Source organism: Butyrivibrio sp. AE2032 (assembly GCF_000702965.1).
In genome coordinates this window covers 1,134,743-1,161,102 of the sequence record NZ_JNLF01000003.1, presented here as the reverse complement: position 1 = coordinate 1,161,102, position 26,360 = coordinate 1,134,743, and the positions used below count along the sequence as shown (strand labels likewise).

The following is a 26,360-nucleotide window of genomic DNA, read 5'->3' as shown; positions in this document are numbered from 1 at the left end:
AATGGTTACTAAACAGAAGATTTTGATCGTAGATGATGACAATAATATTGCAGAGCTTATATCTCTTTATCTGGTAAAAGAGTGCTTCGAGACCAAGATATGTAATGATGGTGAGACAGCCATCAACACCTTTGACACCTTTGAACCAAACCTGGTTCTTCTTGATCTGATGCTTCCGGGAATTGACGGTTATCAGGTCTGCAGAGAGATCCGCACAAAGTCACAGGTGCCGATCATCATGCTCTCTGCCAAGGGCGAGGTTTTTGATAAGGTTCTTGGCCTGGAGATGGGGGCTGATGACTATATGGAGAAGCCTTTTGATTCAAAAGAGCTTGTGGCAAGAGTAAAGGCTGTTCTTAGGCGCTTTAAGCCACAGGTACAGGAGACTCCTGTGTCTGATGACAAAGTTGTCAGATACCCTGATCTTGAGATCAACATGACCAACTACTCTGTTACATATATGGGCGAGAGAGTGGATATGCCACCAAAGGAGCTGGAGCTTTTGTACTTCCTGGCTGCTTCTCCAAACCATGTATTTACCAGAGAGCAGCTCCTTGATCAGATTTGGGGCTATGAATATATCGGCGATACCAGAACCGTTGACGTGCACATCAAGCGTCTTCGTGAAAAGCTAAGCGACCACGAGAAGTGGAGACTGGCTACTATCTGGGGTATCGGCTATAAGTTTGAGGTACAGCAGTAAATGAAAAGAACTCTATATGTCAAATTTCTGTTGGCATATCTGCTTTTCGGAATATTTGGATTTGTTGTGGTAGCAACCTTCGTGTATGGCATGACCTATGATCGCCTTAGGAGGGACAAGGCTGACAGCATGTACCAGATGGCCACACAGATAGCTAACACCTATGCGGCAGATCTTTATAACAGTGAAACATCATTAGAGGCGGTTTATGGGGAGCTGACATCTCTTTCCATGTATATGGATGGTTCTCCCATATGGATCGTAAACCCATCAGGACGACTGGTTCTTGATTCCTCCAGAGCTTTGGTTCCGGGGAATGAGGTAGTGATCGATGGGTTTGATCCTACGGTAACAGGCAGTTCCTATTACACCACAGGTAATTTCTGGGGATCCTTCAGGCAGGAAATGCTCAGTGTTTTTGCGCCTATTACAGCTAACTACAAGGTACAGGCTTATGTGGTAATACATACTCCTATAGCCGGACTTCAGAGTAAGGCCAATACCCTTTTAAATATTTCCTACCTTATGCTGATAGTTCTTTTCCTGTTGTCTCTTATCATCCTGATCTTCTTCACGGAGCTGGTTTATGTGCCACTTCGCAAGATCACAACAGCTACAGAGCAGTACGCTGCGGGAAATATGGGATATGAGTTTTCTGTGGAGTCAGAGGATGAGATGGGATATCTGGCAGCTTCTCTTTCCTATATGGCAGGTGAGATTGCCCGTCAGGAGGAGGACCAGAAGAAATTCATTGCCAATGTGTCCCACGACTTCAGGTCTCCGTTGACTTCCATAAGGGGATATCTTGTGGCTATGCAGGATGGAACAATACCGGAGGAGATGCATGGTAAGTATCTGGGAATTGTTATTAACGAAACTGACAGACTGACTAAGCTCACCAATGAGCTTTTGACGCTGAACAATATAAGCTCCAAGGGCATGCTCCTTGATAAGACAGACTTTGATATCAACAAGGTCATCAGGGAGGTGGCTGAGTCCTGCGAGGGTTCCTGCAGGGATAAGCATATTGCCATTGAGCTGGTATTGACGGACGACAAGATGCTGGTAAATGCTGATATGAGTAAGATCCAGCAGGTACTATATAACCTTCTTGATAATGCCATTAAGTTCAGTCACCATGATTCTTCTATAAAGATCGAGACCACGGAAAAGCACAGCAAGGTTTTTGTATCGGTGAAGGACAGCGGAATTGGTATTCCCAAGGAAGATCAGAAGCTTATCTTTGACAGGTTCTATAAGTCAGATGCTTCAAGAGGTAAGGACAAGAAGGGCACAGGACTGGGCCTTTCCATTGTAAAAGAGATCATCAAAGCCCACGAGGAAAACATAAATGTAATAAGCACCCAGGGCGTTGGAACGGAGTTTATTTTCTCTCTTCCAAAAGCAGCAGCCATGGATGCAGAGGATGAGTAAATTATGCATATAGTTTTACATCAGCCGGAGATTCCACAGAACACCGGAAATATAGGAAGGACCTGTGTGGCTACAGGAACTTCCCTTCACCTGATCGAGCCATTGGGATTTCGTCTTGGTGAAAAAGAGCTAAAGAGAGCCGGAATGGACTACTGGGATAAGCTTTCTGTTACCAGATATATAGACTATGAGGATTTTAAGGCACAGCATCCCGGGGCAAAGATATGGTACGCCACCACCAAGGCAAAGCGTACCTACGCCGAAGTCTCTTTTGCCATGGACGATTACATAATGTTCGGAAAAGAGAGCGCTGGAATTCCCGAGGAGATACTGGTGGAAAACGAAGAGACCTGCATCAGAATTCCAATGCTGGAGGACATCAGGTCACTTAATCTGTCTAATTCAGTGGCAATAGTGTTGTACGAGGCTCTTAGGCAAAATGATTTCGCCGGACTTGAGAGGGAAGGCGAGCTTCACAGGCTGAAGTGGTCTAAGTAAAATGGACCAGAGGGATATTTATGGCTAACAAAAAAGAGATTGGTCAGTATCGTAAGGATGACATGCTGACAGTGGAAATTACAGATATTGGAATCGATGGGGAGGGTATAGGCAAGATTGATGGCTATACTCTTTTTATAAAGGATGCTGTGATTGGCGATGTGGTCAGGGCAAAGGTCATGAAGGCCAAGAAAAACTACGCCTATGCCCATCTTGAGGAGATCATTGAGAAGTCACCCTTCAGGCAGGAGGCACCATGTCCTGTTGCCAGACAGTGCGGAGGGTGCCAGCTTCAGAACATGACCTACGAAAGGCAGCTTTTCTTTAAGCAGAACAAGGTCAGGAATAATATTGTGAGGCTGGGAGGTTTTGACGAGGCCTTTGTGGAAGGCATTATGGAGCCAATCATGGGAATGGAAGAGCCCTGGAGATACAGGAACAAGGCACAGTACCCTATTGGAGTAGGTAAGGACGGAAATCCTGTGGCAGGCTTTTATGCAGGAAGGACCCACAGCATAATCCCGGTGTCCGATTGTATGATCGGGGTTACTGAGAACGAGGAGATTCTGGATGCCATTCTTTCGCACATAAAGAGCTTCCATGTCAGTGCCTATGACGAGATGTCAGGCCATGGGCTTGTGCGCCACGTGCTCATAAGGAAGGGCTTTTTAAGCGGACAGATCATGGTCTGCCTTGTCCTGAATTACGGAGCAAGAAATGGGGCTTCAGGCAGGGAGATGAAGCGTGACTTCATTCCGGGCCAGGAGAGGCTTATTGATGCCCTTGTGAAGATCCAGGGAATGACCAGCATTTCTGTCAGCATTAATACTGAAAAGACCAATGTCATAATGGGCACAGAGGTACATACTATCTGGGGCAAGGACACCATTAAGGATAAGATCGGAGATCTGGAGTTTGAAATCTCGCCTCTTTCTTTCTTCCAGGTAAACCCTGCCCAGACGAAGAAACTTTATGGCCAGGCCATAGAATACGCCGGCCTTACAGGAAAAGAGACTGTCTGGGATCTTTACTGCGGAATAGGAACCATCACGTTATCTATGGCAAAGGCAGCAGGAAAGGTCTACGGAATAGAGATCGTGCCTGAGGCGATAGAGGATGCCAAAAAGAATGCACTTAGAAATGGCATAGAAAATGCGGAGTTCTTCTGCGGAAAAGCAGAGGAGGTTCTTCCTGAGTTTTACGCTAAAGGGGAAGGCGGCTCAGCCCTTAACCCTGATGTTATCGTAGTAGATCCCCCTAGAAAGGGCTGCGACGAAAAGTGTCTTGAGACCATGCTAAAGATGTCTCCTGACCGTATCGTCTATGTAAGCTGCGATTCCGCAACCCTTGCTAGAGACCTACGATACCTTTCAGACGGCGGCTACACCCTAAAATCCATCCGTCCCTGCGATATGTTCCCCTGGAGCAGCCATGTGGAGACTGTTGTTCTTCTGTCCCAACAAAAGCCTGATGATCATATCGAGATAGAAATTAATCTTGATGAGATTGATGCTACAAGTGCAGAGACAAAGGCCACATACAAGGAAATCGAAGAATGGGTGCATAAACACTATGGATTTCATGTGACAAATCTGAACATTGCTCAGGTAAAGCAGAAGCATGGGATTATAGAAAGAGAGAATTACAATAAGCCAAAATCTGAGAATAGCAGACAGCCTGGATGTCCGGAGGAAAAGGTTAAAGCGATTGAAGAAGCTCTAAAACATTTTCAGATGATATAAATAAAAACTCGTGACTATCGGTATTTGGTGGTCACGAGTTTTTTTACGTACATTTTACCAATGTTGATAATAGATTTTACATGTATCTGCTAGCATTGCGCTAGGAGGTGCAGAGCATGTCTAAAATATGGAGTTTTGTAAATGACTTGAAGGTCAAGAAGAATCATAAAATTACAATGTTTATTTGGCTTACAACAATACTATATGGATTAACTGGCGGTTTGATATGGGGACTGATTGGAAGATTGATATTACCTGAAATAACTTGGCTATTTTGCTTTATAGGGTACCCTGCGGTGTTCATGGGACTGTTTGGCGGGGGAATCTATCTATACAATCATGAGTTCATATGATTTTTCAAGACTTTTACTGAACTTTTACATAAAGATGGTTATGGATTTTACATTAGGCGAATATTATTGTCATTGTAAAAAATACGGCGCCAAATTATGTAAGTTTAGAAAGGAAAAGAGAAAGACCAATCCTACTGTAGAAAAGATAATGGACATCTGTAATGTTTTGCAAATTACTCCGGAGCAACTTCTTACCGGTAAAGGAATTGAGGATGAAGAGGAAATTGCTGCAGCAAGTCCTGAAAGCAAATTTACGCCGGGAGATATTCAGATGATTGAAGATTATCACAATCTTAGAGAAGAACAGCAGAAGAGACTTATGGCTTATGTGGAGGCCTTGAAGAAGATAGAAAGTCTTGAAGAGATGTAGGAAAGAGTTTAAAAATTTGAAAAGGTGGTTTGCGGTCGATTTTTGCGACCACAAAAATCACATTGTTTGAATATAGAATATATGAAGTCACAATTTGTGACTTCAAAAAAGGAAATGCAAAGGGATATAGTGTTTATGAAAAATACAACAGACTTACTCACAGTTGAGTCTATTAGAAACTGTGTATATACGATACGCGGGCAACAGGTGATGCTCGACAGTGATTTAGCTGATATTTATGGATATGAAGTCAAAAGAATAAATGAGCAGGTTAAACGAAATATAAACAGATTTCCGGAAGATTTTATGTTTCAATTGACAAGAGAGGAAGTTGATTTGGTGAAGTCGCAAAATGCGACTTCACGGAATGATTCATTTTTTGAAGGGCAGGATGGTGGTAGAAGAAAAATGCCTTATGTTTTTACAGAGCAAGGAATTTATATGTTAGCGACAGTTCTTAGAGGTGAGTTAGCTGAGCAACAAAGCATTTTTATTATGCGAGCTTTTAAGGAAATGCGTCATTATATCCGTCAGAATCAGCAGTTTGTAACTCAGTCCGAAATGAGCATGGTTACTGCTAAGGTTTCAGAGTTATCTGTGCAAATGGCAGGAGCAATTGATCATCAGAAGAACTGAATAAAAAATTAAATAGTAGCTTTGAAAGCACCTGTGGGTATTTGCCCGCAGGTGTTTTGCATAGTGGTGAAGGATGCGATTGTTCATCTTATAGAAATGACTCTGTGACATGATGTTATAAAAAATACTGAGAGCATTTGCAAAATATTCTAAACGTCATAGGAATGTGAAACATGAAGAACAGGAGAAAACAGATTAAGTGCCATGATTAAATTGACACAAGGGTGGCGCAATACTATAATTGTGCCATGAGAATATTGGCACAGGAGGGCGAGATATGATCACAACAATTGAAGATGCATTAAAAAGAATCTCAGAGCTTGAGAAAGAGAATGCAAAGCTCAAAGAGGAACTTGAATATTACAAGAGCAAAAAGTTTGCTGGTAGACAGAAGCATGATGAACATTGGATGCAATCATATAACGACTTCGTGATTCAATATGAAGGTGGCATGACTATCATGGAGATTGTTGCTAAGGGTGCGATCAGCCGCCGGACTGCTTATAGGTACAAGGCGTACTACGAAGAACTGAAGAAGATGCAGGAGAAGACAGGGGAAAATGAATTACAAACTTGAGATCAAAATTTTTGACCTCAAGTTGAGTTTGAAAAATGCGACTTCAAGATTTGCGGTGCAAAAATTGTACCACAAGGTTCAAGGTGAAGAAATTCACCTTGAAAACTTGCGGACGAAAAAATCGACCGCAAACAGAATTGAGGTCACAAAATGTGACCACAAAATAATAGCTGTAAATTTAAGTGGGTGGTTAGATAGGGAGTAAGGAGTTTAATGAAAAAAGGAAATATTGGGAGAAATGTGTCTGTAATTAAGGATGCAGACGGAAACAACATTGTCATGATAAATGATATTATTTTCAAGGGAAAGCGCGGAATTAATTGGGAGGATGTTGAAGAATATCTTAGAGGTTATGTCGGGGATTTCTATACTATAGCGGATTCAAATGAAGTAGTTTATATTGGGGCGGACTTACCTGATGAATACACACATTCTGAATATACGATTATTTTAAAAGGAGCAAATGAGAAGGCCAAAGCTAATGCTACGCAAGGATTACCAGAATTAATTAGTACAGCTACCAACGTGGTGTTTACCGAGAATTCCAAGGCAAAACATAAAAAAGATGCAATGTATGGCTGGTATAAGTATGAATCAAGATTTGCATTGCCGGTATTTGGGAGTGATGGAGAGGTTGAAAGGTATAATGTATTTCATGCAGCCATGATTTTTAGACATGCACAGGACGGAAAGAAATATCTTTATGACATTATGAACATAAAAAAAGAAACGAGCAACCTTTTCCAGTCCGAAGACCTTACTCAGTAAAAAACCCATTTCTTGGTTTTTATCTTAAAGAGATTTGCGTTGGATGTCAACAATAATTTTGGAGGATTTCGTTATTATGACAAAGAAGAAAGTGGAAAGGGATGGATATATCAATTTGAATGTGAAAGTGGATCCTGAGAAGGCTTTTTTCTGGAGAAATATCCACAAATCAGTAATCCCGGGATATCATCAGAACAAGGAACATTGGAATACAATCATCCTTGACGAAACCATTCCGGATGAAGATATCAAACTCATGATTGCAGAGAGCTATGACCTTATCAGCGATTGCCCCTCAAAGAGAATATATGAGGTAGTAAAGAAGATACCATATGGTCATGTTGCTACATATTCACAGATTGCGGAACTTGCTGGGGATAGGAAGATGGCCCGAGCTGTAGGGAATGCTCTTCACAAGAACCCGGATCCGGATAGTATTCCCTGCTATCGCGTTGTGAATGCTAAAGGAGAACTGTCAGGGAAGTTTGCTTTTGGAGGAGCAGGAGCACAGGCAAAGCTGCTGGAGGCGGAAGGCATAACTGTTTCTGGCGGGAAGGTTGATCTTGATATACTTCAGTGGAAATAGTGTATTGATATCAGTACGTGATACTGATACAATATCATTGTTATAAAATAAAAAGGAAAGCGAGGTAATCATAATAATGAGTGCAAAGAGAACAGAGATTGTAACTTCATACAGAAAGAGAACCTCGGTTTGCGATTTTTAAAGAAATACCCAATATGAATCTTTTAACCGTGGCTTCTTAGTCACGGTTTTCTTTTGCCATTTGGCACTCTGTTTATAGGGGCTCCCTTTCTGTATAACCCAAAGGACTGATAACATAGAACAGAAATGGAGAATCAAAATGAATAATAATTTTTCGACAGGCAGAATTTCTGCCATTCAAAAGAACAGTTTTACCATAAGATATAAGGATAATGATATCCCTGCAAGGCTTAAGGGGAGCTTCTTTGAAGGAGAGGCGGATGAACTCCCGGTAGTAGGTGACTATGTGAACTTTATTTATAATCCTTCGGGAGAATCACTTATTGAGTCAGTCTGTGAGAGAAAGAGCTTTTTGCAAAGGCCGGATCAGGCAAAAACCGGAGTGATGCAGTATATGGTGGCAAACGTGGACTACACGTTTATCGTCACATCACTTAATGAGGACTATAGCTATAACAGAATTGCCAGATATGTAAGTGTTGTACTACAGGGAAACTCTGTTCCGGTTGTGGCTCTGACAAAATCAGACCTGTGCAGCAACTATGGAAGGTATGTAAGGGAAGTGGAGAGCATATCTGACAAGGTGCGAGTACATGCGATCTCTGCGCTATATGGAATAGGCGTTGATGAATTACAGGAGTATATGAAACCTGGTGTGACAATATGTCTCATGGGTTCCTCCGGAGCAGGAAAGTCTACCCTTCTGAACACCTTTGTAGGGGAGGAAATAATGAAGACTTCCGGAGTCAGGGAATCTGATTCCACAGGAAGGCATACCACAACCCATCGGCAGCTGATTGAACTACCTAATGGCGTATCCATCATTGATACTCCCGGTATGAGGGAGATTGGAATGGCAAACACAGAACAGGGAATCGATAATACCTTTTCAGATATTATCGAGCTGGAATGCTGCTGTAAATTTAGTGATTGCAAGCATGATACCGAGCCGGGCTGCGCTATAAAAGCAGCAATAGAGAGTGGCGAGCTTTCTCTGGAGCGATATAACCTGTATAGATCCTTGAGCGTGGAGAACATCAAAAACTACGCCAAGAAAAAAGAAATATCAAAATGGGCTAAAGCTGCAAAGAAAATGAAAAATAGATTCTAATATGACTAAACTAAAAAAGCTGCCCTCCTGAAGAGGACAGCTTTGGGTTACCATTCTTATAATCCTGAATATGCACCGATGTTAACACATTCTGATGATGTAAGGCTTGAGTTGCCCTGCAGATTCTTGTACCAGGTTACTACATAAAGGTTCTTATCATTGCCCCTGCAAAGAGCTTTGTAATTTGTTCCGGATACAACCTGTGTTGCAAGAAGAGCAACCGGATTATACATTACATCACCATTGTTGATGGCATCAAAGGAAGCTTGCGCATTTTGATCAGGAAGCATTCCTGCTTTGCCTGTGCCACGTACTACCCATGCTCCTGTTGCTCCAAATCCTAATGGAGCTCCTGTCTGGATGGATGTTACATCTATAGGAGATACTCCAACTATTGAATCGACACCCTGTGTGTTTTCATAGACAGTTACAAAATAGTAGCCGGGAACTGTGGAATCTGCAGTTGTTCCGTATACAAGGTACATATAATTTGCACCGGATACCACCTGAGTTGCCACCAGATCTAACACATTAAAGTTGTAGCCTTGATCCTGGAGCACTGTCTTGATACGTGCGCTGTCTTCATCTTTCATCATGGAAGGCGAATTGTTGTCTACAAGAGACCATCCGCCAAGTGACTGTCCCTGCATGGCTGCTTCTGACTTGAAGCCTGAAAAACCAAATACGAAAATTACTGCGCAAGCAATAGCTGCTGCAATTAAACTCATCTTTCTCATATCGCCATCTCCTTTTCTCTCTTAATAAATTAAAAATGCGTACGTAAGGATATTTCTTATCCTTATGTACGCATTATATCAGGCCATATGTCACAGTATTGTCACACAAAAACGTGTTGAGTTACGAATTCTTTTCCATCATTTCCTGAATATTCTCGTAGTCCCTGTCCCAGGATTCGTAGCCTTCCTGGCCACGACGGTCAGGAATTTCGAAGAGGCTTTTTAGCTCTTTTCCCAGGTAATTGGTAAACTTCTCGGCGCCTCTGTAGTTCAGGTGCGAGCGGTCATAAAAGTCCCTGGAGAAATCAAGGCCGATCTCATCATAGTCGTAGTTGGTACTGTTGAAATCTATACCGTTCATGGCAGCAATTTCCTTAACACGGTTGTAAACCAGCTCATCCTCGTCGTTGGTGATGTAAGGCGTTACTATTAAAAAGAGCTCTATGTTGTGCTTCTTGGTATAGTCAATTATCTTCTGAAGGTACAGCTCCTGCTTCAGGGTCATTCCGCCGCTCTGGGTCTGGCTCCAGGTGGGCTGTTCCTGACTGTTAGTCTCAAATGAAGGGGCAAAACCTTTAAAGTTTTGCATTTCGGTTTGAAGGACAAATGGGTAGATGAAGTCTTCCTTGGTAAGTTCGCTGAACCTGTCGTGATAAACTGCAATTGACGGGAAGTAGTCTCCGATCTTTTCAATTTCCACGCTGTCATAAAGCATCTGGAGCTTGTTCAGAGAAAAGCGCATGCCAAGAATGTTGGGCTTTATCCAGTCATATTGGTAATCGTCCTTGTTGTTGGCAAGGGAATAAAGATCAAGGACCATTACCTTGGGCTTTTGATGCTTGCAGAATTCTACCAGATAGTGATAGGTGATCCAAAGGGGCTGCTCAGCTCCACTGTAGTCAAAAGAAGCAATCCCATAGTCATGCCACAGTATTCCTGTGTTTATGTTGTAATGGATGTGGCTGGAACCCATCATGACAACATCGACGGTGTTTTTGGGCTGATAGTATACAGCCGTTGCCTGGGTTATACCGTGGTCGTTCTTTACGCTCATGACTCCGTTCCAGTACCAGAGTGAGAACAGCGTGAGTATTATAAATGCGATGCGAAGAATATTTTTCTTCTGCAAAAGATGCTTTCTTAATTTCATTTCCATATTAACTCCATTAGAAATCCTGATACAGGTAGTCTGCAGCGTCGTAGCCTGGTCCGTAGACACCTAAAAGAATTATCGCAAGTATCAAAAGGTATTCCACCAGATACCTGATGGCCGGCGAAACCTTATGCAGAGCCTCGCCAAAAGGAAGCTTCATCTTCAACATAAAAAGATCCATGGCAAATACAACAATTCCATAAGGTATGAGATTTAAGTCGAATTTTTTAACGCCAAGTTCCAAAGTCTGAATATCCAGCGGAATCTCACCAGTGCTAAACCTGAGCATTCTATAGATAAAGTTCAGTGCAAACTTGGTGTTCGGAGCCCCAAAAAATATCCAGGCCACAGCTACTGCAAAGGAAGTGACTATTGTGCAGAGGATGGTCTTTATCTTGGTGCTATCGCCCTTCTTTTTGCGGTTCTTTAAAAGAGTGTCAATTATGCTGTAAATCCCGTGAAGAGCTCCCCAGATCACAAAGCTAAGGCCCACGCCGTGCCAGAGACCACATACGATAAAGACGATCATCGTGTTAAGAAGCTTTCTTGGAAGACCTTTCCGATTTCCTCCCAGTGGGATATAGATATAGTTTTTGAGCCAGGTTGACAGGGAAATGTGCCATCTTCTCCAGAAGGTAGTAATATCCGGTGACAGATATGGGGCATTGAAGTTCTCCGTAAGTCTGATGCCAAGAGCTCTGCTGAATCCTATGGCGATTGCACTGTAGCCTGCAAAGTCACAGTATATCTGCATGGTGAACATGATCATTCCTAAAAAGAGCCACTGGCTGCCATAAATGTGTGGGAAATTCAAAATCTTCGGCGCATACATGGCAAGCCTGTCTGCCACCACTGTCTTCATAAAGAAGCCATAGAGTAACGTAGGAAAAGCGATGAAAATTCTTTTGTTGTCATCGTCCATATAAACCTTGTGAAGAGTCTTGATCTGAGGAAGAAGATTCTCAGGCGCCTCAATAGGTCCGCTGAGAAACTTTGGGAAGAAACACATGTAAAGAGAAAAGAACAGGATGTTTCCCTCGGGCTCCATTTTCTCCTGATAAATATCCACAATATAGGCGATTGCCTGGAAAATATAGTAGGAAAAGCCCAGTGGCATGATAAGGCTCTTAAGAATCTCGTCAGAAAAGTTCCATTTTGCCACATGCTTTAATAGGAATAATGAGGAGGCGCAAAGAATAACGCCAGTGGCCATGAAGACCTTGGCAAGAGGTCTATTTCTTTTCGTAAGGAAGCCTTCTATAAGGCCCCAAACATATATAATTCCGGAGGTTGCAAGAACCCAGTAGCAGGAGTTTACATCAAGATACGCGATAAAGGCAATACTTGCTGCCAAAAGAAAATAGGCCCTGGCCCGTCGCCTGATAAAATAGAATACTAAAAATACGGCCCCCATAAAGGCAAGGCTTTGAATGTTAAATGTCATATTATCTCCCCTTATACTCTTCCAACGACTTAGTATAACATCCCCCGATGGTCCTTTTCAAACGATTAGTTATCAGAAGGGAGCGTTACCCATATTACAGGCCTGATGGCTCCGGAGGGCTTATTTACGACTTTTTTATCCTCCAAGATCTCTCCATCCTCTGTGACAATAGGTGCATACACACTAGGAGTGTCACTTCCCTTAAGCCACCACCAGGAAGTTCGATAGCCCTTCATGTCCCATTCGTTATACTTACTCTTTTGGTTTTCGTTGGTTCCGTTTGCAAGGGCAGCAGATGTGATCTCCAGCTCCCTGTCCTTATCTGTGGCAAAAAGCTCTTTTGCATCGTCAACAGTCAGAAGGCTGATGGTTTCCTTGGTGCCGGGATCTTCAGACAGAATCCGAACTTCGTATCGGCTAAAGGCTTGTGTAGAATCCTCTGAATTCAAAAGCGCATATAGATCAGAATCTCTCCAGGAAATCTCCTCATGCTTTTGATTGTAGAAGCTTCCGGCAATTCCGTACTTGGAAAGCAGCCGAAGACTGTTACCTTTCCTGTCAATAACTATCCATGTGAGCCTCTCTGCCCCAGGCAGCAGCGTATCCGTATCAAAATGTCCGAATCTGACCTCGTCCCCCACATCAGCATTTCTTAAGGTTACAAGCTCATCTTCATATTCACTCTTTGCCAGAATAAAACGCCTCCCGGAGAAAAGAGCTATTACCGCCAAGAAAAGTACTGCCGCCAAAAGAACGGTCACCAGCATTTTTTTGCGCTTGTCATTATTTTGAAGCTTTGTCAAAAGCTCTTTTGCCTTATCAAGAAGATAGCTGTCTGCTAGGGAGAGCAGATATGCAAGAATAAAGGAGCTGATAAGGACTGCCAGAAAGAATATCGGGTCGGGATAGTTTTTGCCGCCAAAAATCATACTCACAAAGAATCCGTGGATCAGGAAGATCTCAAGACTCATGGAGCTTATGAATTTCAGTGGCTTGTTTCCTATGGTGAGCCTTCTGTTTATAAGCAGGACAAGCAGAGAAAAAAGCAGGCAGGTGATAGTCTGGATAAGCAGAGTCAATAGCGCATCTCTCTGGCCATGGAAAGACAGCTCATGATAATAACCCCTGTGGTTGTTAGTATAGATGGACTGTGAAAAGACAAGAAGAAATGCTACGCCACAAAGTGCAGTGACAATCTTATAGCTCTTTTCAAAAAAACTGTCCCAGGAATCCTTAAATCGACCGTAGAGCATGCCAAAGGCAAATGCAATAGTTGAGTTATACCACCACTCCCCCCTAAACCAACGGGAATCACCGCTATCAAGATCGTGACCACGAAGGAATGAAGCTACTATTATAAATAGAACTGTCAGCAGCATAAGGGTAAGTGCCAGGTCTTTGTTTTTCAGGAATCTGAAAAACAGGTAGAAGGCGCAATATAAAAGAACTATCTCAATGATAAACCAGCCATTGCCGTTGATGAGCGTAAGGCCAACAAGCTCTTTTAAATAAGAAGATGGCGTTCCGAGGCCCTTTACAACTTCTATGACAATGCCTGCCAGGTTGGCGACCCAAAACGGAATAAGAACAGAGAGGATTCGCCTGGAGAAAAAGTGATCCAGATAATCCGGCTTTGAGTAAAAGCTTACGATAAGGCCGAAGCCTGAAAAGAAAAAGAAGAGCGCAGTAAACAGATACCCCATGTAGTTAAGCAAAGTGATGGGGCCTTTGTAGACGTACCCATAGGAGGTCACTGTCTGGACCAGGTGGTGGAGGATGATGAAAATGCAGGCGCTTGCCCGGATCATCCTGCTCTGGGTCAGAAAATCCCTGCCGTCCCTGGTAGGTTCAGATTCCTGGCCGATGCAAAGCCTTGAAAACTCTGCCTTGTAGAAGGTGACAGCCAAAAGAGCTATGGGAAATATGAGTAAAATAAGTGAGTCTAGCGTTTGGCTTTTCATAATTATTAGTTTATCAGCTTTAGCGCATAAATAAAGGGGTAATGGCAGATTGGTGTTGATGAATGCGTGGAAACTGTGGTAAAATCGTGCAGATGTATGGCATGGGAAAGATGCCAGATATAAAGCGGCGACCCATAAAAAGATGCGGCGTCGACTAGGAGGAAGGATATGAAAGAGTTTTTAAAAAGAAAAGACATTGAGATCTCATTAAAGAGATACGGCATTGATGCTCTGGGAGCTATGGCGCAGGGACTTTTCTGCTCACTGCTCATCGGAACCATCATCAACACTGTTGGAACACAGTTCAAAATTCCATTTCTTACTACAACAGTAGCAACAATCGCGGGTTCAGATTACACTGTTGGCGGTCTTGCATCAGCCATGAGTGGTCCGGCTATGGCTGTGGCTATCGGATATGCACTTAAGTGCCCGCCACTGGTTCTTTTTTCAATGATAACAGTAGGATTTGCAGCTAACGCTTTGGGCGGAGCAGGCGGTCCTCTGGCAGTTCTTTTTGTGGCAATTCTCGCTGCAGAATTCGGAAAAGCAGTTTCAAAAGAGACTAAGGTCGATATATTGGTCACTCCACTTGTTACTATAGCAGTGGGTGTATTTTTCTCCTGGCTCATTGCACCTCCCCTGGGAAGAGCAGCAATGGCAGTAGGTAACCTTATCATGTGGGCTACAGAGCTTCAGCCATTCCTTATGGGAATCCTTGTTGCTGTAGTGGTTGGTATGGCCCTTACACTTCCTATTTCTTCTGCAGCTATTTGCGCAGCCCTTGGACTTACAGGTCTTGCAGGTGGTGCAGCTGTGGCAGGATGCTGTGCACAGATGGTAGGCTTTGCAGTTATCTCATTTAAGGAGAATAAGTGGGGCGGACTGGTTTCACAGGGAATCGGCACATCAATGCTTCAGATGGGTAACATCATCAAGAATCCAAGGATCTGGATCGCACCTACTCTTGCTTCAGCAATTACAGGACCTATCGCAACCTGCATTTTTGGACTTAGAATGGACGGCGCACCTGTTTCCTCAGGAATGGGAACCTGTGGACTTGTTGGTCAGATTGGTGTTTACACCGGTTGGGTCAACCAGATTGCTGAAGGTGCAAGAGGCCCTATTACAGGCTTTGACTGGCTCGGACTTGTACTTATTTCCTTTGTTCTTCCAGCAGTTTTCTCTCTTGCTATCCACGCGGTAGTTAAGAAGCTCGGCTGGGTTAAAGAAGGAGATCTTAAGCTCTGATACTCGTCTGACCAGGATTAACAGATTGGGGTATGGAAAGACATGTTAAATGTTCGCGTTCCGATTTTGATCATAAGTTTAGCTATAATACTTGTCATCCTGGTGGCAGTTTTTTTCCACTGGCTTAAGAACCGCCCACCCAAGGAACTCCCTATGGATGAGATGGAGGGCCATGACTTCGAGTATTACTGCGCTGATATTTTGAGAGCCAATGGTTTTATAGAAGTTGAGGTCACGAAGGGCAGTGGTGATTTTGGTGCTGACATCCTGGCAGAAAAGGATGGGATAACCTATGCTGTTCAGTGCAAATGTTACGACAAGCCTATCGGAGTAAAGGCAGTTCAGGAAGTATATGCCGGAAGGGACTTTTATGGAAGAATGGTTGGTGTTGTGATGACTAACCAATACTTCACTCAGCCGGCGGTGGAACTGGCCCAGAAGCTCAACATTATGCTTTGGGATCGTGGTTATCTGGACAGTATGGATACCAAATGAATATAATATAGTGAACAATAAGGATATAGGATTGCGATGATTGCTGGGCAACATGGCAATCTTTTTCCATCTATGAGGTGATGTTTCGATGGTACTAACCATACAGGATGATTTTGATCTTGGAAAAATTGCAGATAGCGGTCAGTGCTTCAGGTTCAATGAAGTGCCGGGTTCCGGAAGTGGCGACGCAGGAGTAGTGCATAAGCGCTATAGCGTTGCTGCGGTCAACAGACATCTGTTTGTGACAGAGCTTGGACAGGACAAGTACGAGTTTGGCTGCTCAGAGGATGAGTTTGAATCTTTTTGGAAAAGATATTTCGACCTGGATATCAGCTACAGTCAGATTCGCGGGAAGATTGACAAGAAAAAAGATCCTTACCTTTATCGTGCGTCAGAGTATGGAAAGGGCATAAGGATACTCCGTCAGGATCCCTGGGAGATGCTTATCTCTTTTATAATATCCCAGAGAAAAAACATTCCCGCCATCAAGGCTTCTATCGAGAAGCTCTGCGCTCTGGCTGGAAATGTGATCGCTGATGATCCTGAAACCGGCAGGATATATTCATTCCCGACGCCGGATAAACTGGCAGCTCTTTCCATGGAGCAGCTTTCCGGCTGCAGCCTTGGCTACAGGGACAAGTATGTTCATCAGGCGGCTCTGGATGTGGTAAGCGGAGCGGTGGATCTTTCGGCGCTTGAAAAGGTTGGCGACGACAAACTTATGGAAGAACTTCTTAAGCTTTTTGGCGTCGGCGTTAAAGTGGCCAACTGCGAGATTCTCTTTGGCTACCACAGACTGGATGCTTTTCCAAAAGATGTATGGATAAACAGGGTTCTTGAAGAGCAGTACCCACAGGGATTTCTTTTTGACAAATACGCTCCATACAACGGGGTGATGCAGCAGTACTTATTTTTCTATTCCAGAAGCATGGGATGAAAGTTCAGGCTTTCATCCCCTTTTTTGCTAAAGCAATTATGGAGGATTCTGATGTTTGAAGAGCGGATTAATTATTTCGAGATTGATGAAATAAAAGTTCCCAAGGGCAATTTTTCTTTTGTCTATGAGAAAACGCATAATGAGGAGTTGTTCAATTGCTGTCTCGAGGCGGAGAAAAACCGTTATTCAGATGTCGGGGAATCCTTAAAGCACATCAGACTGGCTATTGAACAGTTTGGCTATTATACCAGGTCATTGCAGTTGGTAGACGATCCCCAGGATGATAAAGCTATTAAGGAGACAATAGATAGTTTAGCAGCGGAATCTAAAGAGCAGAGTAGGAATAGGAGTAAGAACTTTGATGCAAGCAAGACTCCGAGAGATATGGCCAGAAAAGCGATGATGGAGAAGGAGCCAACGCTTAAGAAAAGTCAAAGAAAAGCTGTAAAAAATTTGATATTGAATCTTCCTGATGCAATACAGGAACAAATTGAAGAGATAAAAACTGCTCATCAGAAACAGGGTGCAACTGATTATACTGCGCTGTTAGATGTCCTCTACGGAATTTCATCTGATAGTTCTATGCATATAGGCGAAAAAGAAATAGAGGATGAAGACCTGACTGCTGCAGTAAAAATTTTATTTGTTGCTTTTAAAACATATTTTGATCATCCGGAGGTTTTTGCTGACAATTTATCGCCAATCAATGACTATTATAAATTGCCCGTGAAAATATTGAATCCTACAAAGGAAAAAACCGGCATTACAGAGAAAGATGTCTTTTTTACGGCTATAAATAACGAAGTTTCCTACTATCTCATCAAAAAAATCTATAGAGATGATGAAGAGCATAATTCAGAACAGCGAAATATTGATGCGATCAAAAGGCTTTGGAATGATAGCTTTGTAACACCGGACAGGGTTTTGAGAGATAGCGAGGTGATCAGGGCATGCTCGGAGGATTACCAGGTGTTTAAGCTTCCGGGAAAGCCAACTGTCTTAACTGCTTCAAGAGTGAGCCAGCTTGAGGAAAAGGATAAGAATACGATCATTAGTGATATGAAGAAGGCTATTCATTCATTACATACCGTTAATCCACCTTTACCACACAGAGGGCTGAATCCGTTTTCCTTCCTGATATGTGAAACTTCCCAGGGACTGAGGGCTGTTCTTGTTAACTTTGAGACGGTCAAGGATTTTAAAACATCTGCCTTCACTGTACATGAAACGTTGGATAAGTACTATCAAAACCTGTTTTTAGCAGGGTTTATGGCACCTGAGGTATTAGATGACAAACCTGATAAAGACTATAAAAAAGCCGATATTTATTCACTGGGAAGACTGATCCTATATATCAATACCGGTAAAGCAGCCCCATCAGAAGACTTCAAAAAGAATCTTTTGCCGGTTTTAAAAGAAATAGAAAAAATGATCGACAGGGATCCAGACAACAGGCCAACTATAGAGGAGTTAATGGGAACTTCTGTAAGTGTTAGTCAGAGCAATGTGGTAGAATATGCAGGGATCATAAATATCGGGGATAGGATAGAACAGCAGGATGGCTTATATATAGAACGTGACTGCATGAGCATGGATAATGATCATCTGACATATGGCACTCGGGTGGATGAAGATATTTGGGTTGCTGTTTTTGATGGCTTTGGCGGAAGAGAGGACGGCCGCGAGGTAACAGAAAAGGCTATAAATACATTGCACGATCTGATTCAGAATGTTATTGTTTCAGACGATGACAATGACTATAGTAAAAAAATACAGAGTGTTACTGATGCCCTTGAAAAAGAAGTGGCGGATTATATACGGAAGTATAAACTGCTGAAAGCAGGGAGTGCGTTTGCGCTGGCGGTTGTTCATGATGACCATGTATATACTGTCAATATGGGCGATTGCTCTGTTTTTCTGATTGAGGATTCAAAATCTGTTAAAATGACTAAGGCTCACAGATATGATAGATCAGTTTTGAAAGAAGGAGAGCTATACCAGTATTTGGGCGTTTCTTCCCTGAACATGAAGATCGAGCCATATTATAATCTGGAGAATTATCCGGATAATTCATTTCTGCTGCTATGTTCTGATGGTTTATCCAATTATGTTGCGGACGAAATGATCACTTCTATTGTAAAAAAACATGATGTAACATTAGTGGATAAAGTAAAGGATCTAAAGGACATAGCTGTTAAGGAAGGCGGACGTGATAATATAGCTATTGCGTTACTGGAAAAACGGAGAAACAAGTAATGGGACTACGTGAAATCTTATCGGGAATAATAGAAAAAACCTGGACGGATACAAAGGTTGTGGACTACCTGGGGCACGGCGCCTATGGGTATGTTTTTCGCTGCGTAAAAGAAGATGCTAATGTCGGCGTAAAAGATGAAGAAGCAGTAAAAATCATCCCTATTCCAATGGACGACATGGAGATTGAAGATGTTCGTCGGAAAGGAAAGGAGCCGGAAGAATACTTCAGGAGTCAGCTGGAAGGCGCAGTTAGTGAAATAGAGAAACTAATAAAGCTAAAGAGTCCCCATATAGTACACATAAATAGAAATACCACCGTCAAGCAAGAGAATGGTGTTGGATGGTACCTTCTATTCAGTATGGATCTTCTTGAAGATTTAGGGAGCAGACTAGATGAACATATAGAAGATAATAGGGCACAGGCAGAGAACATGGCAAAAAAGGTGGCGATGGATATTTGCTCTGCTTTAGAGGTGTGCGAGGAAGCGAATGTGGTTCATAGGGATATAAAGCCTGAGAACATATTTTGCTCAAAAAGAGGCGACTATTATCTTGGAGATTTTGGAATAGCAAGAAAAATGCAGCCTAATATAACCAATCTCAGTTCACGTGGAACAGAAAAGTATGTTGCCCCTGAAGTACAGACTGGGTCATATGATGGCCGTGTAGATATTTATTCTCTTGGCTTACTCCTTTATCAGATAGTTAATCACGGAAGACTTCCGTTCTATCCAAACTATCCGGCAGAATTAAGTGTGTCAAATGATTATGAGGCGCAGCAAAAGAGATTATCGGATAATGCAGTAATGCCTTTTCCGGATAATTGTTCATATGGCTTTGCAAATATAGTATTAAAAATGTGTGCATCTAAACCCGAAGATCGTTATAGGTCTGCTGGAGAAGTGATAGATGCAATTAAGGTATTAGATAATCCTAATATTCAGGTGAATTTTTCCGCAGAACAGACAAATAACATCAACATAATGAGTATTTCTACAGGTGACGGCAATGCTGCTTATTCGAATGAAGGGCAGTCTGATGTTAATATGCCGCAAATCAGACCTTCCACGAAGACAAAGCCTATTGCACTATATTCAGTCATAGCTTTGATTGTTCTTATCTGTATGATCATTTCCTCGATGAAGTTTGTAAAGTTTATTAAGAATGTTACTAACAAGAACAATGACAGCTATTCGGAAGAGACGGTTGTTCAGTCGGAGGAAGCGGAAAATACTGGAGAAATCAGTAATGATAAACAGGCAGATGCAGAAAAGAGTGAAGCGGAGCAAGCAGAAAGCGTTGAAACAGCTGCGTCAGTAAAACTCACAAGCATGGAGATAGTAGAACGCAATCATTCAAATACAGGAATATATGATACTGCAGAAGATACATTAGGTAATAAGTATAACAATGTTCTTTGTATTGAAGACTACACAAGTCCAGGATTTGCTCAGTACTATCTTGGCGGAAAGTATAAAAGATTCAGATGCAATTTTGCCTGTGATGATAGCAGCGATAATGGTGATTATCGGTTGAAGATATATGGTGATGACGAAAATGAGCCCTTATATTTACTTGACTATACAAGAGCACTTCCAGTAACACCAATAGACCTGGATGTAAGCGGAGTTGAGTTTATTACTTTCAAAATAAGTAGTGATGCTATTGAATATGGTGGAATAATATCTGAAGGGATATTCTATGTTGACGACGCGGATCTTAACACGGATTCCGCCAAAGTAGAGGAAGCTGTCAAAGATACAAAAATTACAAGCATGGCGATTGTGGAACGCAATCACGGAAATACAGGAATATACGAAAACGCAGAAGATACATTGGGTAATAAGTATAACAATGTTCTCTGTATTGAAGACTATACCGGTCCAGGATTTGCTAAGTACTATCTTGGCGGAAAGTATAAAAGATTAAGGTGCAAATTTGCCTGTGATGATAGCAGCGATAATGGTGATTATCGGTTGAAGATATATGGTGATGACGAAAATGAGCCCTTATATTTGCTTGACTATACAAGAGCACTTCCAGTAACACCAATAGACCTGGATGTAAGCGGAGTTGAGTTTATTACTTTCAAAATAAGTAGTGATGCTATTGAATATGGTGGAATAGTATCAGACGGTATCTTTTATGTTGACTAACTTATCGTGCTTTATCAGGTGTCCTGGCAATAGTTTAGCCGCTGCTTTTTTAATGATAGAATCGCATCTTCTTTAAGGGAAGCCGGCTCCAGAATTTTAACAGAACTTCCGTATCCTGCAAGCCAATGATAGAAGGACTTCATGCCACTTACTTCATCTTCATAATACAGGACAGGTTCAGATTGACCTGATATATTCTCCTTGCCTTCGTACAGTTTACCATTTGTACGGTAGGCAAGGTCTTTTTTTACTTTTTCCCATACGTTGCCGGTTTTTCTAAAGCATACCTTTACATGGGTTAGCTGTATATCATCAAAATTTCTGTTCCAGATATATGGAGCATAATCAAGTCTGTCTAATAATTCTTTATATTTTGGATCGGTTGGATCCCATTTTTTGCTTCTGAGGGCAGCATAGACCATCCTGTCCAGACGGTATGTGTATAGGTGGGTGAAATTGTCAAAACATGCAACTATGGCATAAATGTTATCGGTTGCATCATAAAGCAGACGAACCGGATATATTTCCAGGTTCGAGGATTCTTCAGTTGTTCTTGGAGATTGATAACGTATTATAACGGCACAGTTTTGAGATATGGCTTTGCTGAATAGCTGAAGTTTGTCTGTTAATGCCATGGTGTCACGAAATCTGTAGCTTTGTTTAATTGAATATGCGCTTTCTGAGTTTGTTATTTCTGATCTTATTATTTTTGAGTAGCGGGATATATAATTCAGATCACCGGCTGATACTGCGAAGGGTATATCTGAATCGGCAAAGTGGAATGGGAGTGCTGATGATATTGCGATATTGTCCAGCTCGCCGGAAACTATCTTTGAGCAAATATCATGCGTTGATAACTCCTCCGACAATTCAGAATCATCATCAAAATAAACATATCCACATTCCGGCATTGAAAAGAGGCTGGCGATATCCCTTCTGATGACTGATACCGGGATCGATAAAATGCGATGAAGTTCAGCAATGGAGCAGCCGTATTCTATGTTTTCAACTAATGTGTAATCCTTATTGGAAAAGTAGATGTAGTAGTATTGAATGCGGCGGTAAGGATCATGCAACTGATTCATTTCTCAGACTCCTCATATAAACTTAGGCTGTTATTTATGCTGTTTATGGTATCATCAACTAAATTGCTGGGGCTTATTACGACACATCGTTCAGTAAAAGAGCGAAGATAGTTCCTTAAATCTGCCAATCCTCGTATGTCATCATAATAATAAATATAGCCATCTCTTTTTTCTATTTTTGCTGTTTTTCGTTGCTTCATCAAAGTCTTGATCTTTTCTTCGACAAAATGGATGTCGTCAAAACGCAGTATTACTTTTTCAACTGGCTCTACAGAAATACTTAACATTTCCTCGAAAATAGCGTTGTATTCGCTGGAATTCCAGGCATGGTTCTCTATTACCTGTCCGTTGTGTGTGGCAGTGGTGACGTGAAGTATTCTGTCAGCATTGATAATGATATTGGATTGAGATGTGTTGTCCTGATATTCTTTCCCAATAATATATAAACAGTCTTTTTCTATGACGTATGCGATTTTTCCGACAGCCATCCTTATTGATCTCCGTCCCTTTCTGGTATCGCATAAGAAATCACAAACATTTTCTTTATACTTACATGTCCCGAAAATGCTGGTTAACACCTGATCGATATTGCCTTTCTCATATTTTTTTCCTAACGAGAGGAAAGACGGTGCCTGTTCAATAGTGGCTATTACATCTGATAGCCCTTCAAGTGTCTGTCTGAAATCATTTATGGATTTATGAAAGGGAGCAGCGCTGGGAACCAGGGAAAGATCTTTTACCAGCTTGTCAGCTTCCTCGATTTGAAAGGACTTAACGATTGGAGTTGCTGAAGAGGGGAAAATGTTTTTTGCATTTGCTTCTTTTTTTTCGCTGATCAGGCCTTCCTTGCATAAGTCATCTATTCTCGTAAAAAGGGCAGATTGTTTCAGATCGATGCTTAGCTCTTTTTCATTAAGAATATAGTCTATTAGCTGATTGCGGATGACTCGTGGGGCGTCTGAAAGATCATCGCTTAACGATGACATAATTATAAAATTCTGCCATATCTTCTTGGAAATTTCCGGGTAATCAATATCTTCATCAATATGTACTGAATAGACTTTTCTTCCTTGCGTTAATTGCTTTTCCTCAATTATGAATCCATCAGAGCGAAGGTAGTTGATATATGTGTTTACGGTTCCCTTTGAGTTTGTGTGTAATATTTCCATTATCTGTCTGGTGGAAAGCTCTTTGTTGTCTTGGAATGATGACAGTAATAATCTCTTGCGATCTTCTTTTGCGCTCATAGTAGTTGATCCTCAAATTCTCTTTTTTACGGTGCGTAGTATGGGAGGTTAACCGTTCAAAAATCATGGAATAGACATCGATATCATTATATTGTAAACTAAATCGCTGTTCAATACGGAGGAGAAAAAATGAGTAGCGTAGTAAATCTAAACTTTGAGCTGCTTAATAAGGATTTTCCAAAGATGACTCACAAAGAAAAGATGGATTATCTAAAGGATTTGGAATATGAGCACCTGGCTTTTAGAAACCACTGGGTAGGCGAAGAAAAAAAGAAAAGAAAGGACAAACCTTTACATGATGCCATTAACATAATGATGGGGCAGGAAGACGGGCTCACAGAAATTGAAAAGAAGCAGGCTGAACGATACATAGAAGAGAATCCGGATTTCAAAGCGTTTTATAACGGACTGTTTCAAGAATTATGTGAATGTGCGAACAAAAGACGTCAACGGGAGAAATTCAAAGTTTTGGATCAAGAAGAAAATAATTGAAATTTTAGGAGGATGGAAAAGATGAATATGCAAAGACGTTTAAGAATTGTAGTTGTTATGGCTGTTGTTTCAGCTCTTTTGTTTGGATGTGGAAATTCAAGTAAAGAAGCAGATCAGACACAGCGAATAAAAGAACTTGAGGCACAGGTTCAAGAATTAGAGCAATCCAAAGAACAGCCGGAAGAAACCGGGGATGAAGCTGTGAATGAACAGGAAGATGAAACTGCTGAGAATACAGTTACACAAAATTGGTATGTATATGAATGCAATTCCAAATTGTTAGATTTTAAGCCTAAGTTAGTCGAGCATCCTAATGATGGAAAGAAGTATCCAGCAATAGATACTTTTTGTATACAACTTGATGACGTGGTATTTGATGTATCTAAAGATATGCCCATTACAGTCCAGGGCTTTATTGACAAGTTAACACAAAGTGGAGCAGAAGGAGATGCATACAGCTTTTGGTTAGATGATGGGAACGAAGAGTATACCACGGAACGTCTTGCTGATGGCTCAGTTGAAATACTTGTTGCTAAAAATGGATATGGTTATTGTTCCGTAACGTTTGAGAACCCTGAGACAAAACCTGCAAGTTTGAGTACATTCATAACCAAAGACTTAAACATACGCCCTGCTAAGCCATATGATGTAAATGGTGAGGGTAAAACGAAACCTATTCAAGAAGCTCTGACATGCTCATGTTTTGATGATAAAGAATGGAATAACTATATGAATGATATGAATTCCCGCAATAAATATGCTGTCCAGAATATTTGGTATACAGGAGGCATCCGTTATGATGGAGAAATGTATTATGGCGGCAAGCTAAAATATAGTGACGCTCCTGCTTTCTACGAAAAGATGGGACTTACTGAGGTGGATTTAGAGGCGAACAGATCTGCTAAAACTGATGGCCATTATTACCTTCGCGAAGAGTATATTAAGGATATTGTAAAATATGAAGGGGCGCCACTGATCACTGGATACATAATGCCACATGATAGATATGAGGAATATGATGTAATGGCAGTAGTAAATTATTGGTGTTCTTTTGATATGAAATCTCAGGAATGTATCTATGCATCAACGGGTATAGATATCGGATCACAATTTATTGAGGAATGGGACATAGAGAATGGTATGTATTTGGAAAAAGGTCATGAACCTGCTGTGTATGATTTCTCATCAAACCCAGGGGATATAGATTATGATGCTTTCATGGATAAGGAGACTTCTTTTGATGCTTTGACAGGGCCTTATGTATTAATGAGTAATGATGATGCTGATTTTTTTGCTGAAAATATAATAAAAGATGCTTATCCGGATAAAGAAGTTAAATTGTTGTCCAGACAATCAATGGATACAGAGGGCTATGTCGGATGGATATTATATAAGTTCAGCCTTGACGATAATGAAGAGGCCATATTCTGTACCAATATCTTAACTGGCGTCTGCAGATATGGTCTTGATAGCAGCAAGGTAGAGGAAGAATATGTGGTGTTCGATCATACTTATGATAATAGAGGGTTTTAATATACGAAAATAACTGTTCAAAAAAAGTGGAATGCGTATTGATATGATTTTATTGTAAACAAAATCGTTGTTCAATACGGAGGAGAAACGAATGAAAACTATGAAAACACTTTTTTTAACAATTGTATTATCAATGTTATTCTCAACAACTGTTATGGCTTCATCCTATGAGAGTGGCCTGGATCCGGAATGGGATGCCTACATGGCTGAACGTGATCAAAAAGTGAATACCGCGAAACAAAACAAGGCAATCTACGATGCTACAGCAACGAAACTGCAGAAAAAGGTGGATTCGTTAATAGAGAAATATGAGCAGTGTGAAAATGAGGCTAAGGCACAGAGATATCTGGATGAATTGTTGAACCTTTATAATTCAACACCAGCCGAAGAGTGGGCGGTGAATTACACATTGCCATCCGGATATAGTGAATACCTGCCTAATACAGTCGTGATCAAGGTTGGATATAATTTCGACAATTACGCATTGGCGAGCGGAGATCTAAGAACCTGGATGTGGTATTTCGAAGATGGGGTATTCTATGGAATAAGTGCAAATGGATATACGGATAACATAAGATGGGGATCAACAGCAGCACGTATTGATTGGTTGATCAATCATCCCACAAGCGGCTCAATAACTTTACCAAGTGGAGAAGTATACAGCTGGGTCGGAGCAGATTGAGACAAAGTAAGTAGA

At 41.6% G+C, this 26,360-nt stretch carries 26 protein-coding genes; 20 read left to right on the top strand and 6 right to left on the bottom strand.

Annotated elements, in window-relative coordinates:
* Position 1 precedes the first annotated feature (1 nt).
* The 12 genes from BO18_RS07210 to rsgA all read left to right on the top strand — a co-directional run bounded on the left by BO18_RS07210 (position 2) and on the right by rsgA (position 8,919).
* The gene (locus BO18_RS07210; RefSeq protein WP_034444918.1) at positions 2-703 is read left to right on the top strand and encodes a response regulator transcription factor; all 702 of its coding nucleotides are present in this window, start codon (positions 2-4) and stop codon (positions 701-703) included.
* Entirely contained in the window at positions 704-2,137 is a 1,434-nt protein-coding gene (locus BO18_RS07205) for a HAMP domain-containing sensor histidine kinase (RefSeq protein WP_034444916.1), read from the top strand.
* A complete protein-coding gene (locus tag BO18_RS07200; RefSeq protein ID WP_034444914.1) occupies positions 2,138-2,635 on the top strand; it encodes a tRNA (cytidine(34)-2'-O)-methyltransferase in 498 nt (165 codons plus the stop codon).
* Between the two features lie 20 nt (positions 2,636-2,655).
* Entirely contained in the window at positions 2,656-4,377 is a 1,722-nt protein-coding gene (rlmD, locus tag BO18_RS07195; protein ID WP_034444912.1) for a 23S rRNA (uracil(1939)-C(5))-methyltransferase RlmD, read from the top strand.
* 116 nt (positions 4,378-4,493) lie between these two features.
* Positions 4,494-4,730, top strand: a complete 237-nt coding sequence (locus tag BO18_RS07190; protein ID WP_034444909.1) for a hypothetical protein — start codon at positions 4,494-4,496, stop codon at positions 4,728-4,730.
* Positions 4,717-5,100, top strand: coding sequence for a hypothetical protein (locus BO18_RS07185; RefSeq protein WP_185752369.1), 384 nt, complete (start codon positions 4,717-4,719; stop codon positions 5,098-5,100). Before BO18_RS07190 ends, BO18_RS07185 begins: the two co-directional genes overlap by 14 nt.
* 135 nt (positions 5,101-5,235) lie before the next feature.
* Positions 5,236-5,736 carry an ORF6N domain-containing protein gene (locus tag BO18_RS07180; RefSeq protein ID WP_081861039.1) on the top strand — a complete coding sequence of 167 codons (501 nt, stop codon included), beginning with the start codon at positions 5,236-5,238 and terminating at the stop codon, positions 5,734-5,736.
* A gap of 277 nt (positions 5,737-6,013) precedes the next feature.
* On the top strand, positions 6,014-6,313 hold the full coding sequence (locus BO18_RS07175) for a hypothetical protein (protein ID WP_034444905.1): 300 nt from the start codon (positions 6,014-6,016) through the stop codon (positions 6,311-6,313).
* Entirely contained in the window at positions 6,297-6,518 is a 222-nt protein-coding gene (locus tag BO18_RS07170; protein WP_034444902.1) for a hypothetical protein, read from the top strand. Before BO18_RS07175 ends, BO18_RS07170 begins: the two co-directional genes overlap by 17 nt.
* An 8-nt stretch (positions 6,519-6,526) precedes the next feature.
* Positions 6,527-7,081, top strand: a complete 555-nt coding sequence (locus BO18_RS07165) for a hypothetical protein (RefSeq protein ID WP_242856527.1) — start codon at positions 6,527-6,529, stop codon at positions 7,079-7,081.
* Between the two features lie 76 nt (positions 7,082-7,157).
* Positions 7,158-7,667 carry a methylated-DNA--[protein]-cysteine S-methyltransferase gene (locus BO18_RS07160; protein WP_242856526.1) on the top strand — a complete coding sequence of 170 codons (510 nt, stop codon included), beginning with the start codon at positions 7,158-7,160 and terminating at the stop codon, positions 7,665-7,667.
* Between the two features lie 280 nt (positions 7,668-7,947).
* Positions 7,948-8,919, top strand: coding sequence for a ribosome small subunit-dependent GTPase A (gene rsgA / locus BO18_RS07155; protein WP_034444899.1), 972 nt, complete (start codon positions 7,948-7,950; stop codon positions 8,917-8,919).
* Between the two features lie 56 nt (positions 8,920-8,975).
* Here the strand turns inward: rsgA and BO18_RS07150 are convergent, their stop codons facing one another.
* From BO18_RS07150 to BO18_RS07135, 4 genes are all read right to left on the bottom strand, one after another.
* Positions 8,976-9,656, bottom strand: a complete 681-nt coding sequence (locus BO18_RS07150) for a hypothetical protein (protein ID WP_034444896.1) — start codon at positions 9,654-9,656, stop codon at positions 8,976-8,978.
* 121 nt (positions 9,657-9,777) lie between these two features.
* Positions 9,778-10,806 (bottom strand): hypothetical protein, encoded by a 1,029-nt coding sequence (locus BO18_RS07145; RefSeq protein WP_185752368.1) that lies wholly within the window; start codon positions 10,804-10,806, stop codon positions 9,778-9,780.
* A 16-nt stretch (positions 10,807-10,822) separates the two neighbouring features.
* Positions 10,823-12,253, bottom strand: coding sequence for an MBOAT family O-acyltransferase (locus BO18_RS07140; protein ID WP_034444892.1), 1,431 nt, complete (start codon positions 12,251-12,253; stop codon positions 10,823-10,825).
* A 65-nt stretch (positions 12,254-12,318) separates the two neighbouring features.
* Positions 12,319-14,214 (bottom strand): acyltransferase family protein, encoded by a 1,896-nt coding sequence (locus BO18_RS07135; RefSeq protein ID WP_034444890.1) that lies wholly within the window; start codon positions 14,212-14,214, stop codon positions 12,319-12,321.
* Between the two features lie 168 nt (positions 14,215-14,382).
* On the opposite strand from BO18_RS07135, the gene BO18_RS07130 reads away from it, so the two are divergent.
* The 5 genes from BO18_RS07130 (at position 14,383) to BO18_RS32520 (ending at position 21,306) form a co-directional block, all read left to right on the top strand.
* Positions 14,383-15,462, top strand: coding sequence for a PTS transporter subunit IIC (locus BO18_RS07130; protein WP_034444888.1), 1,080 nt, complete (start codon positions 14,383-14,385; stop codon positions 15,460-15,462).
* A 153-nt stretch (positions 15,463-15,615) separates the two neighbouring features.
* Positions 15,616-15,957 (top strand): restriction endonuclease, encoded by a 342-nt coding sequence (locus tag BO18_RS07125; protein WP_242856525.1) that lies wholly within the window; start codon positions 15,616-15,618, stop codon positions 15,955-15,957.
* A gap of 88 nt (positions 15,958-16,045) precedes the next feature.
* Positions 16,046-16,894 carry a DNA-3-methyladenine glycosylase family protein gene (locus tag BO18_RS07120; RefSeq protein WP_034444883.1) on the top strand — a complete coding sequence of 283 codons (849 nt, stop codon included), beginning with the start codon at positions 16,046-16,048 and terminating at the stop codon, positions 16,892-16,894.
* Positions 16,895-16,945: 51 nt separating this feature from the next.
* Entirely contained in the window at positions 16,946-19,150 is a 2,205-nt protein-coding gene (locus BO18_RS07115; RefSeq protein ID WP_034444882.1) for a protein phosphatase 2C domain-containing protein, read from the top strand.
* Positions 19,150-21,306, top strand: coding sequence for a protein kinase domain-containing protein (locus tag BO18_RS32520; protein ID WP_051688558.1), 2,157 nt, complete (start codon positions 19,150-19,152; stop codon positions 21,304-21,306). Before BO18_RS07115 ends, BO18_RS32520 begins: the two co-directional genes overlap by 1 nt.
* A 14-nt stretch (positions 21,307-21,320) precedes the next feature.
* On the opposite strand, the gene BO18_RS07105 is transcribed toward BO18_RS32520, so the two are convergent.
* Complete coding sequence (locus BO18_RS07105; RefSeq protein WP_034444880.1) at positions 21,321-22,391, bottom strand: WYL domain-containing protein; 1,071 nt, start codon at positions 22,389-22,391, stop codon at positions 21,321-21,323.
* Positions 22,388-23,638, bottom strand: a complete 1,251-nt coding sequence (locus BO18_RS07100; protein WP_034444877.1) for a hypothetical protein — start codon at positions 23,636-23,638, stop codon at positions 22,388-22,390. Before BO18_RS07100 ends, BO18_RS07105 begins: the two co-directional genes overlap by 4 nt.
* A 129-nt stretch (positions 23,639-23,767) precedes the next feature.
* Here BO18_RS07100 and BO18_RS07095 point away from each other — a divergent pair, with 129 nt between their 5' ends.
* The 3 genes from BO18_RS07095 (at position 23,768) to BO18_RS07085 (ending at position 26,345) form a co-directional block, all read left to right on the top strand.
* A complete protein-coding gene (locus BO18_RS07095; protein ID WP_034444875.1) occupies positions 23,768-24,130 on the top strand; it encodes a hypothetical protein in 363 nt (120 codons plus the stop codon).
* 12 nt (positions 24,131-24,142) lie between these two features.
* The gene (locus BO18_RS07090; RefSeq protein WP_185752367.1) at positions 24,143-25,663 is read left to right on the top strand and encodes a bZIP transcription factor; all 1,521 of its coding nucleotides are present in this window, start codon (positions 24,143-24,145) and stop codon (positions 25,661-25,663) included.
* Between the two features lie 91 nt (positions 25,664-25,754).
* A complete protein-coding gene (locus BO18_RS07085) occupies positions 25,755-26,345 on the top strand; it encodes a hypothetical protein (RefSeq protein WP_034444871.1) in 591 nt (196 codons plus the stop codon).
* The last annotated feature ends 15 nt before the right edge of the window (positions 26,346-26,360 follow it).

Bases quoted from the DNA above. Each gene is read 5' to 3' on its own strand.
- BO18_RS07125 (WP_242856525.1), top strand. From the start codon at position 15,616: ATGGATGAGATGGAGGGCCATGACTTCGAGTATTACTGCGCTGATATT.
- BO18_RS07105 (WP_034444880.1), bottom strand. From the start codon at position 22,391: ATGAATCAGTTGCATGATCCTTACCGCCGCATTCAATACTACTACATC.
- BO18_RS07205 (WP_034444916.1), top strand. From the start codon at position 704: ATGAAAAGAACTCTATATGTCAAATTTCTGTTGGCATATCTGCTTTTC.
- rlmD (WP_034444912.1), top strand. From the start codon at position 2,656: ATGGCTAACAAAAAAGAGATTGGTCAGTATCGTAAGGATGACATGCTG.
- BO18_RS07180 (WP_081861039.1), top strand. From the start codon at position 5,236: ATGAAAAATACAACAGACTTACTCACAGTTGAGTCTATTAGAAACTGT.
- BO18_RS07140 (WP_034444892.1), bottom strand. From the start codon at position 12,253: ATGACATTTAACATTCAAAGCCTTGCCTTTATGGGGGCCGTATTTTTA.
- BO18_RS07135 (WP_034444890.1), bottom strand. From the start codon at position 14,214: ATGAAAAGCCAAACGCTAGACTCACTTATTTTACTCATATTTCCCATA.
- BO18_RS07115 (WP_034444882.1), top strand. From the start codon at position 16,946: ATGTTTGAAGAGCGGATTAATTATTTCGAGATTGATGAAATAAAAGTT.
- BO18_RS07085 (WP_034444871.1), top strand. From the start codon at position 25,755: ATGAAAACTATGAAAACACTTTTTTTAACAATTGTATTATCAATGTTA.
- rsgA (WP_034444899.1), top strand. From the start codon at position 7,948: ATGAATAATAATTTTTCGACAGGCAGAATTTCTGCCATTCAAAAGAAC.
- BO18_RS07095 (WP_034444875.1), top strand. From the start codon at position 23,768: ATGAGTAGCGTAGTAAATCTAAACTTTGAGCTGCTTAATAAGGATTTT.
- BO18_RS07090 (WP_185752367.1), top strand. From the start codon at position 24,143: ATGGAAAAGATGAATATGCAAAGACGTTTAAGAATTGTAGTTGTTATG.
- BO18_RS07150 (WP_034444896.1), bottom strand. From the start codon at position 9,656: ATGAGAAAGATGAGTTTAATTGCAGCAGCTATTGCTTGCGCAGTAATT.
- BO18_RS07190 (WP_034444909.1), top strand. From the start codon at position 4,494: ATGTCTAAAATATGGAGTTTTGTAAATGACTTGAAGGTCAAGAAGAAT.
- BO18_RS07120 (WP_034444883.1), top strand. From the start codon at position 16,046: ATGGTACTAACCATACAGGATGATTTTGATCTTGGAAAAATTGCAGAT.
- BO18_RS32520 (WP_051688558.1), top strand. From the start codon at position 19,150: ATGGGACTACGTGAAATCTTATCGGGAATAATAGAAAAAACCTGGACG.
- BO18_RS07165 (WP_242856527.1), top strand. From the start codon at position 6,527: ATGAAAAAAGGAAATATTGGGAGAAATGTGTCTGTAATTAAGGATGCA.
- BO18_RS07185 (WP_185752369.1), top strand. From the start codon at position 4,717: ATGAGTTCATATGATTTTTCAAGACTTTTACTGAACTTTTACATAAAG.
- BO18_RS07145 (WP_185752368.1), bottom strand. From the start codon at position 10,806: ATGAAATTAAGAAAGCATCTTTTGCAGAAGAAAAATATTCTTCGCATC.
- BO18_RS07100 (WP_034444877.1), bottom strand. From the start codon at position 23,638: ATGAGCGCAAAAGAAGATCGCAAGAGATTATTACTGTCATCATTCCAA.
- BO18_RS07160 (WP_242856526.1), top strand. From the start codon at position 7,158: ATGACAAAGAAGAAAGTGGAAAGGGATGGATATATCAATTTGAATGTG.
- BO18_RS07130 (WP_034444888.1), top strand. From the start codon at position 14,383: ATGAAAGAGTTTTTAAAAAGAAAAGACATTGAGATCTCATTAAAGAGA.
- BO18_RS07175 (WP_034444905.1), top strand. From the start codon at position 6,014: ATGATCACAACAATTGAAGATGCATTAAAAAGAATCTCAGAGCTTGAG.
- BO18_RS07210 (WP_034444918.1), top strand. From the start codon at position 2: ATGGTTACTAAACAGAAGATTTTGATCGTAGATGATGACAATAATATT.
- BO18_RS07170 (WP_034444902.1), top strand. From the start codon at position 6,297: ATGAATTACAAACTTGAGATCAAAATTTTTGACCTCAAGTTGAGTTTG.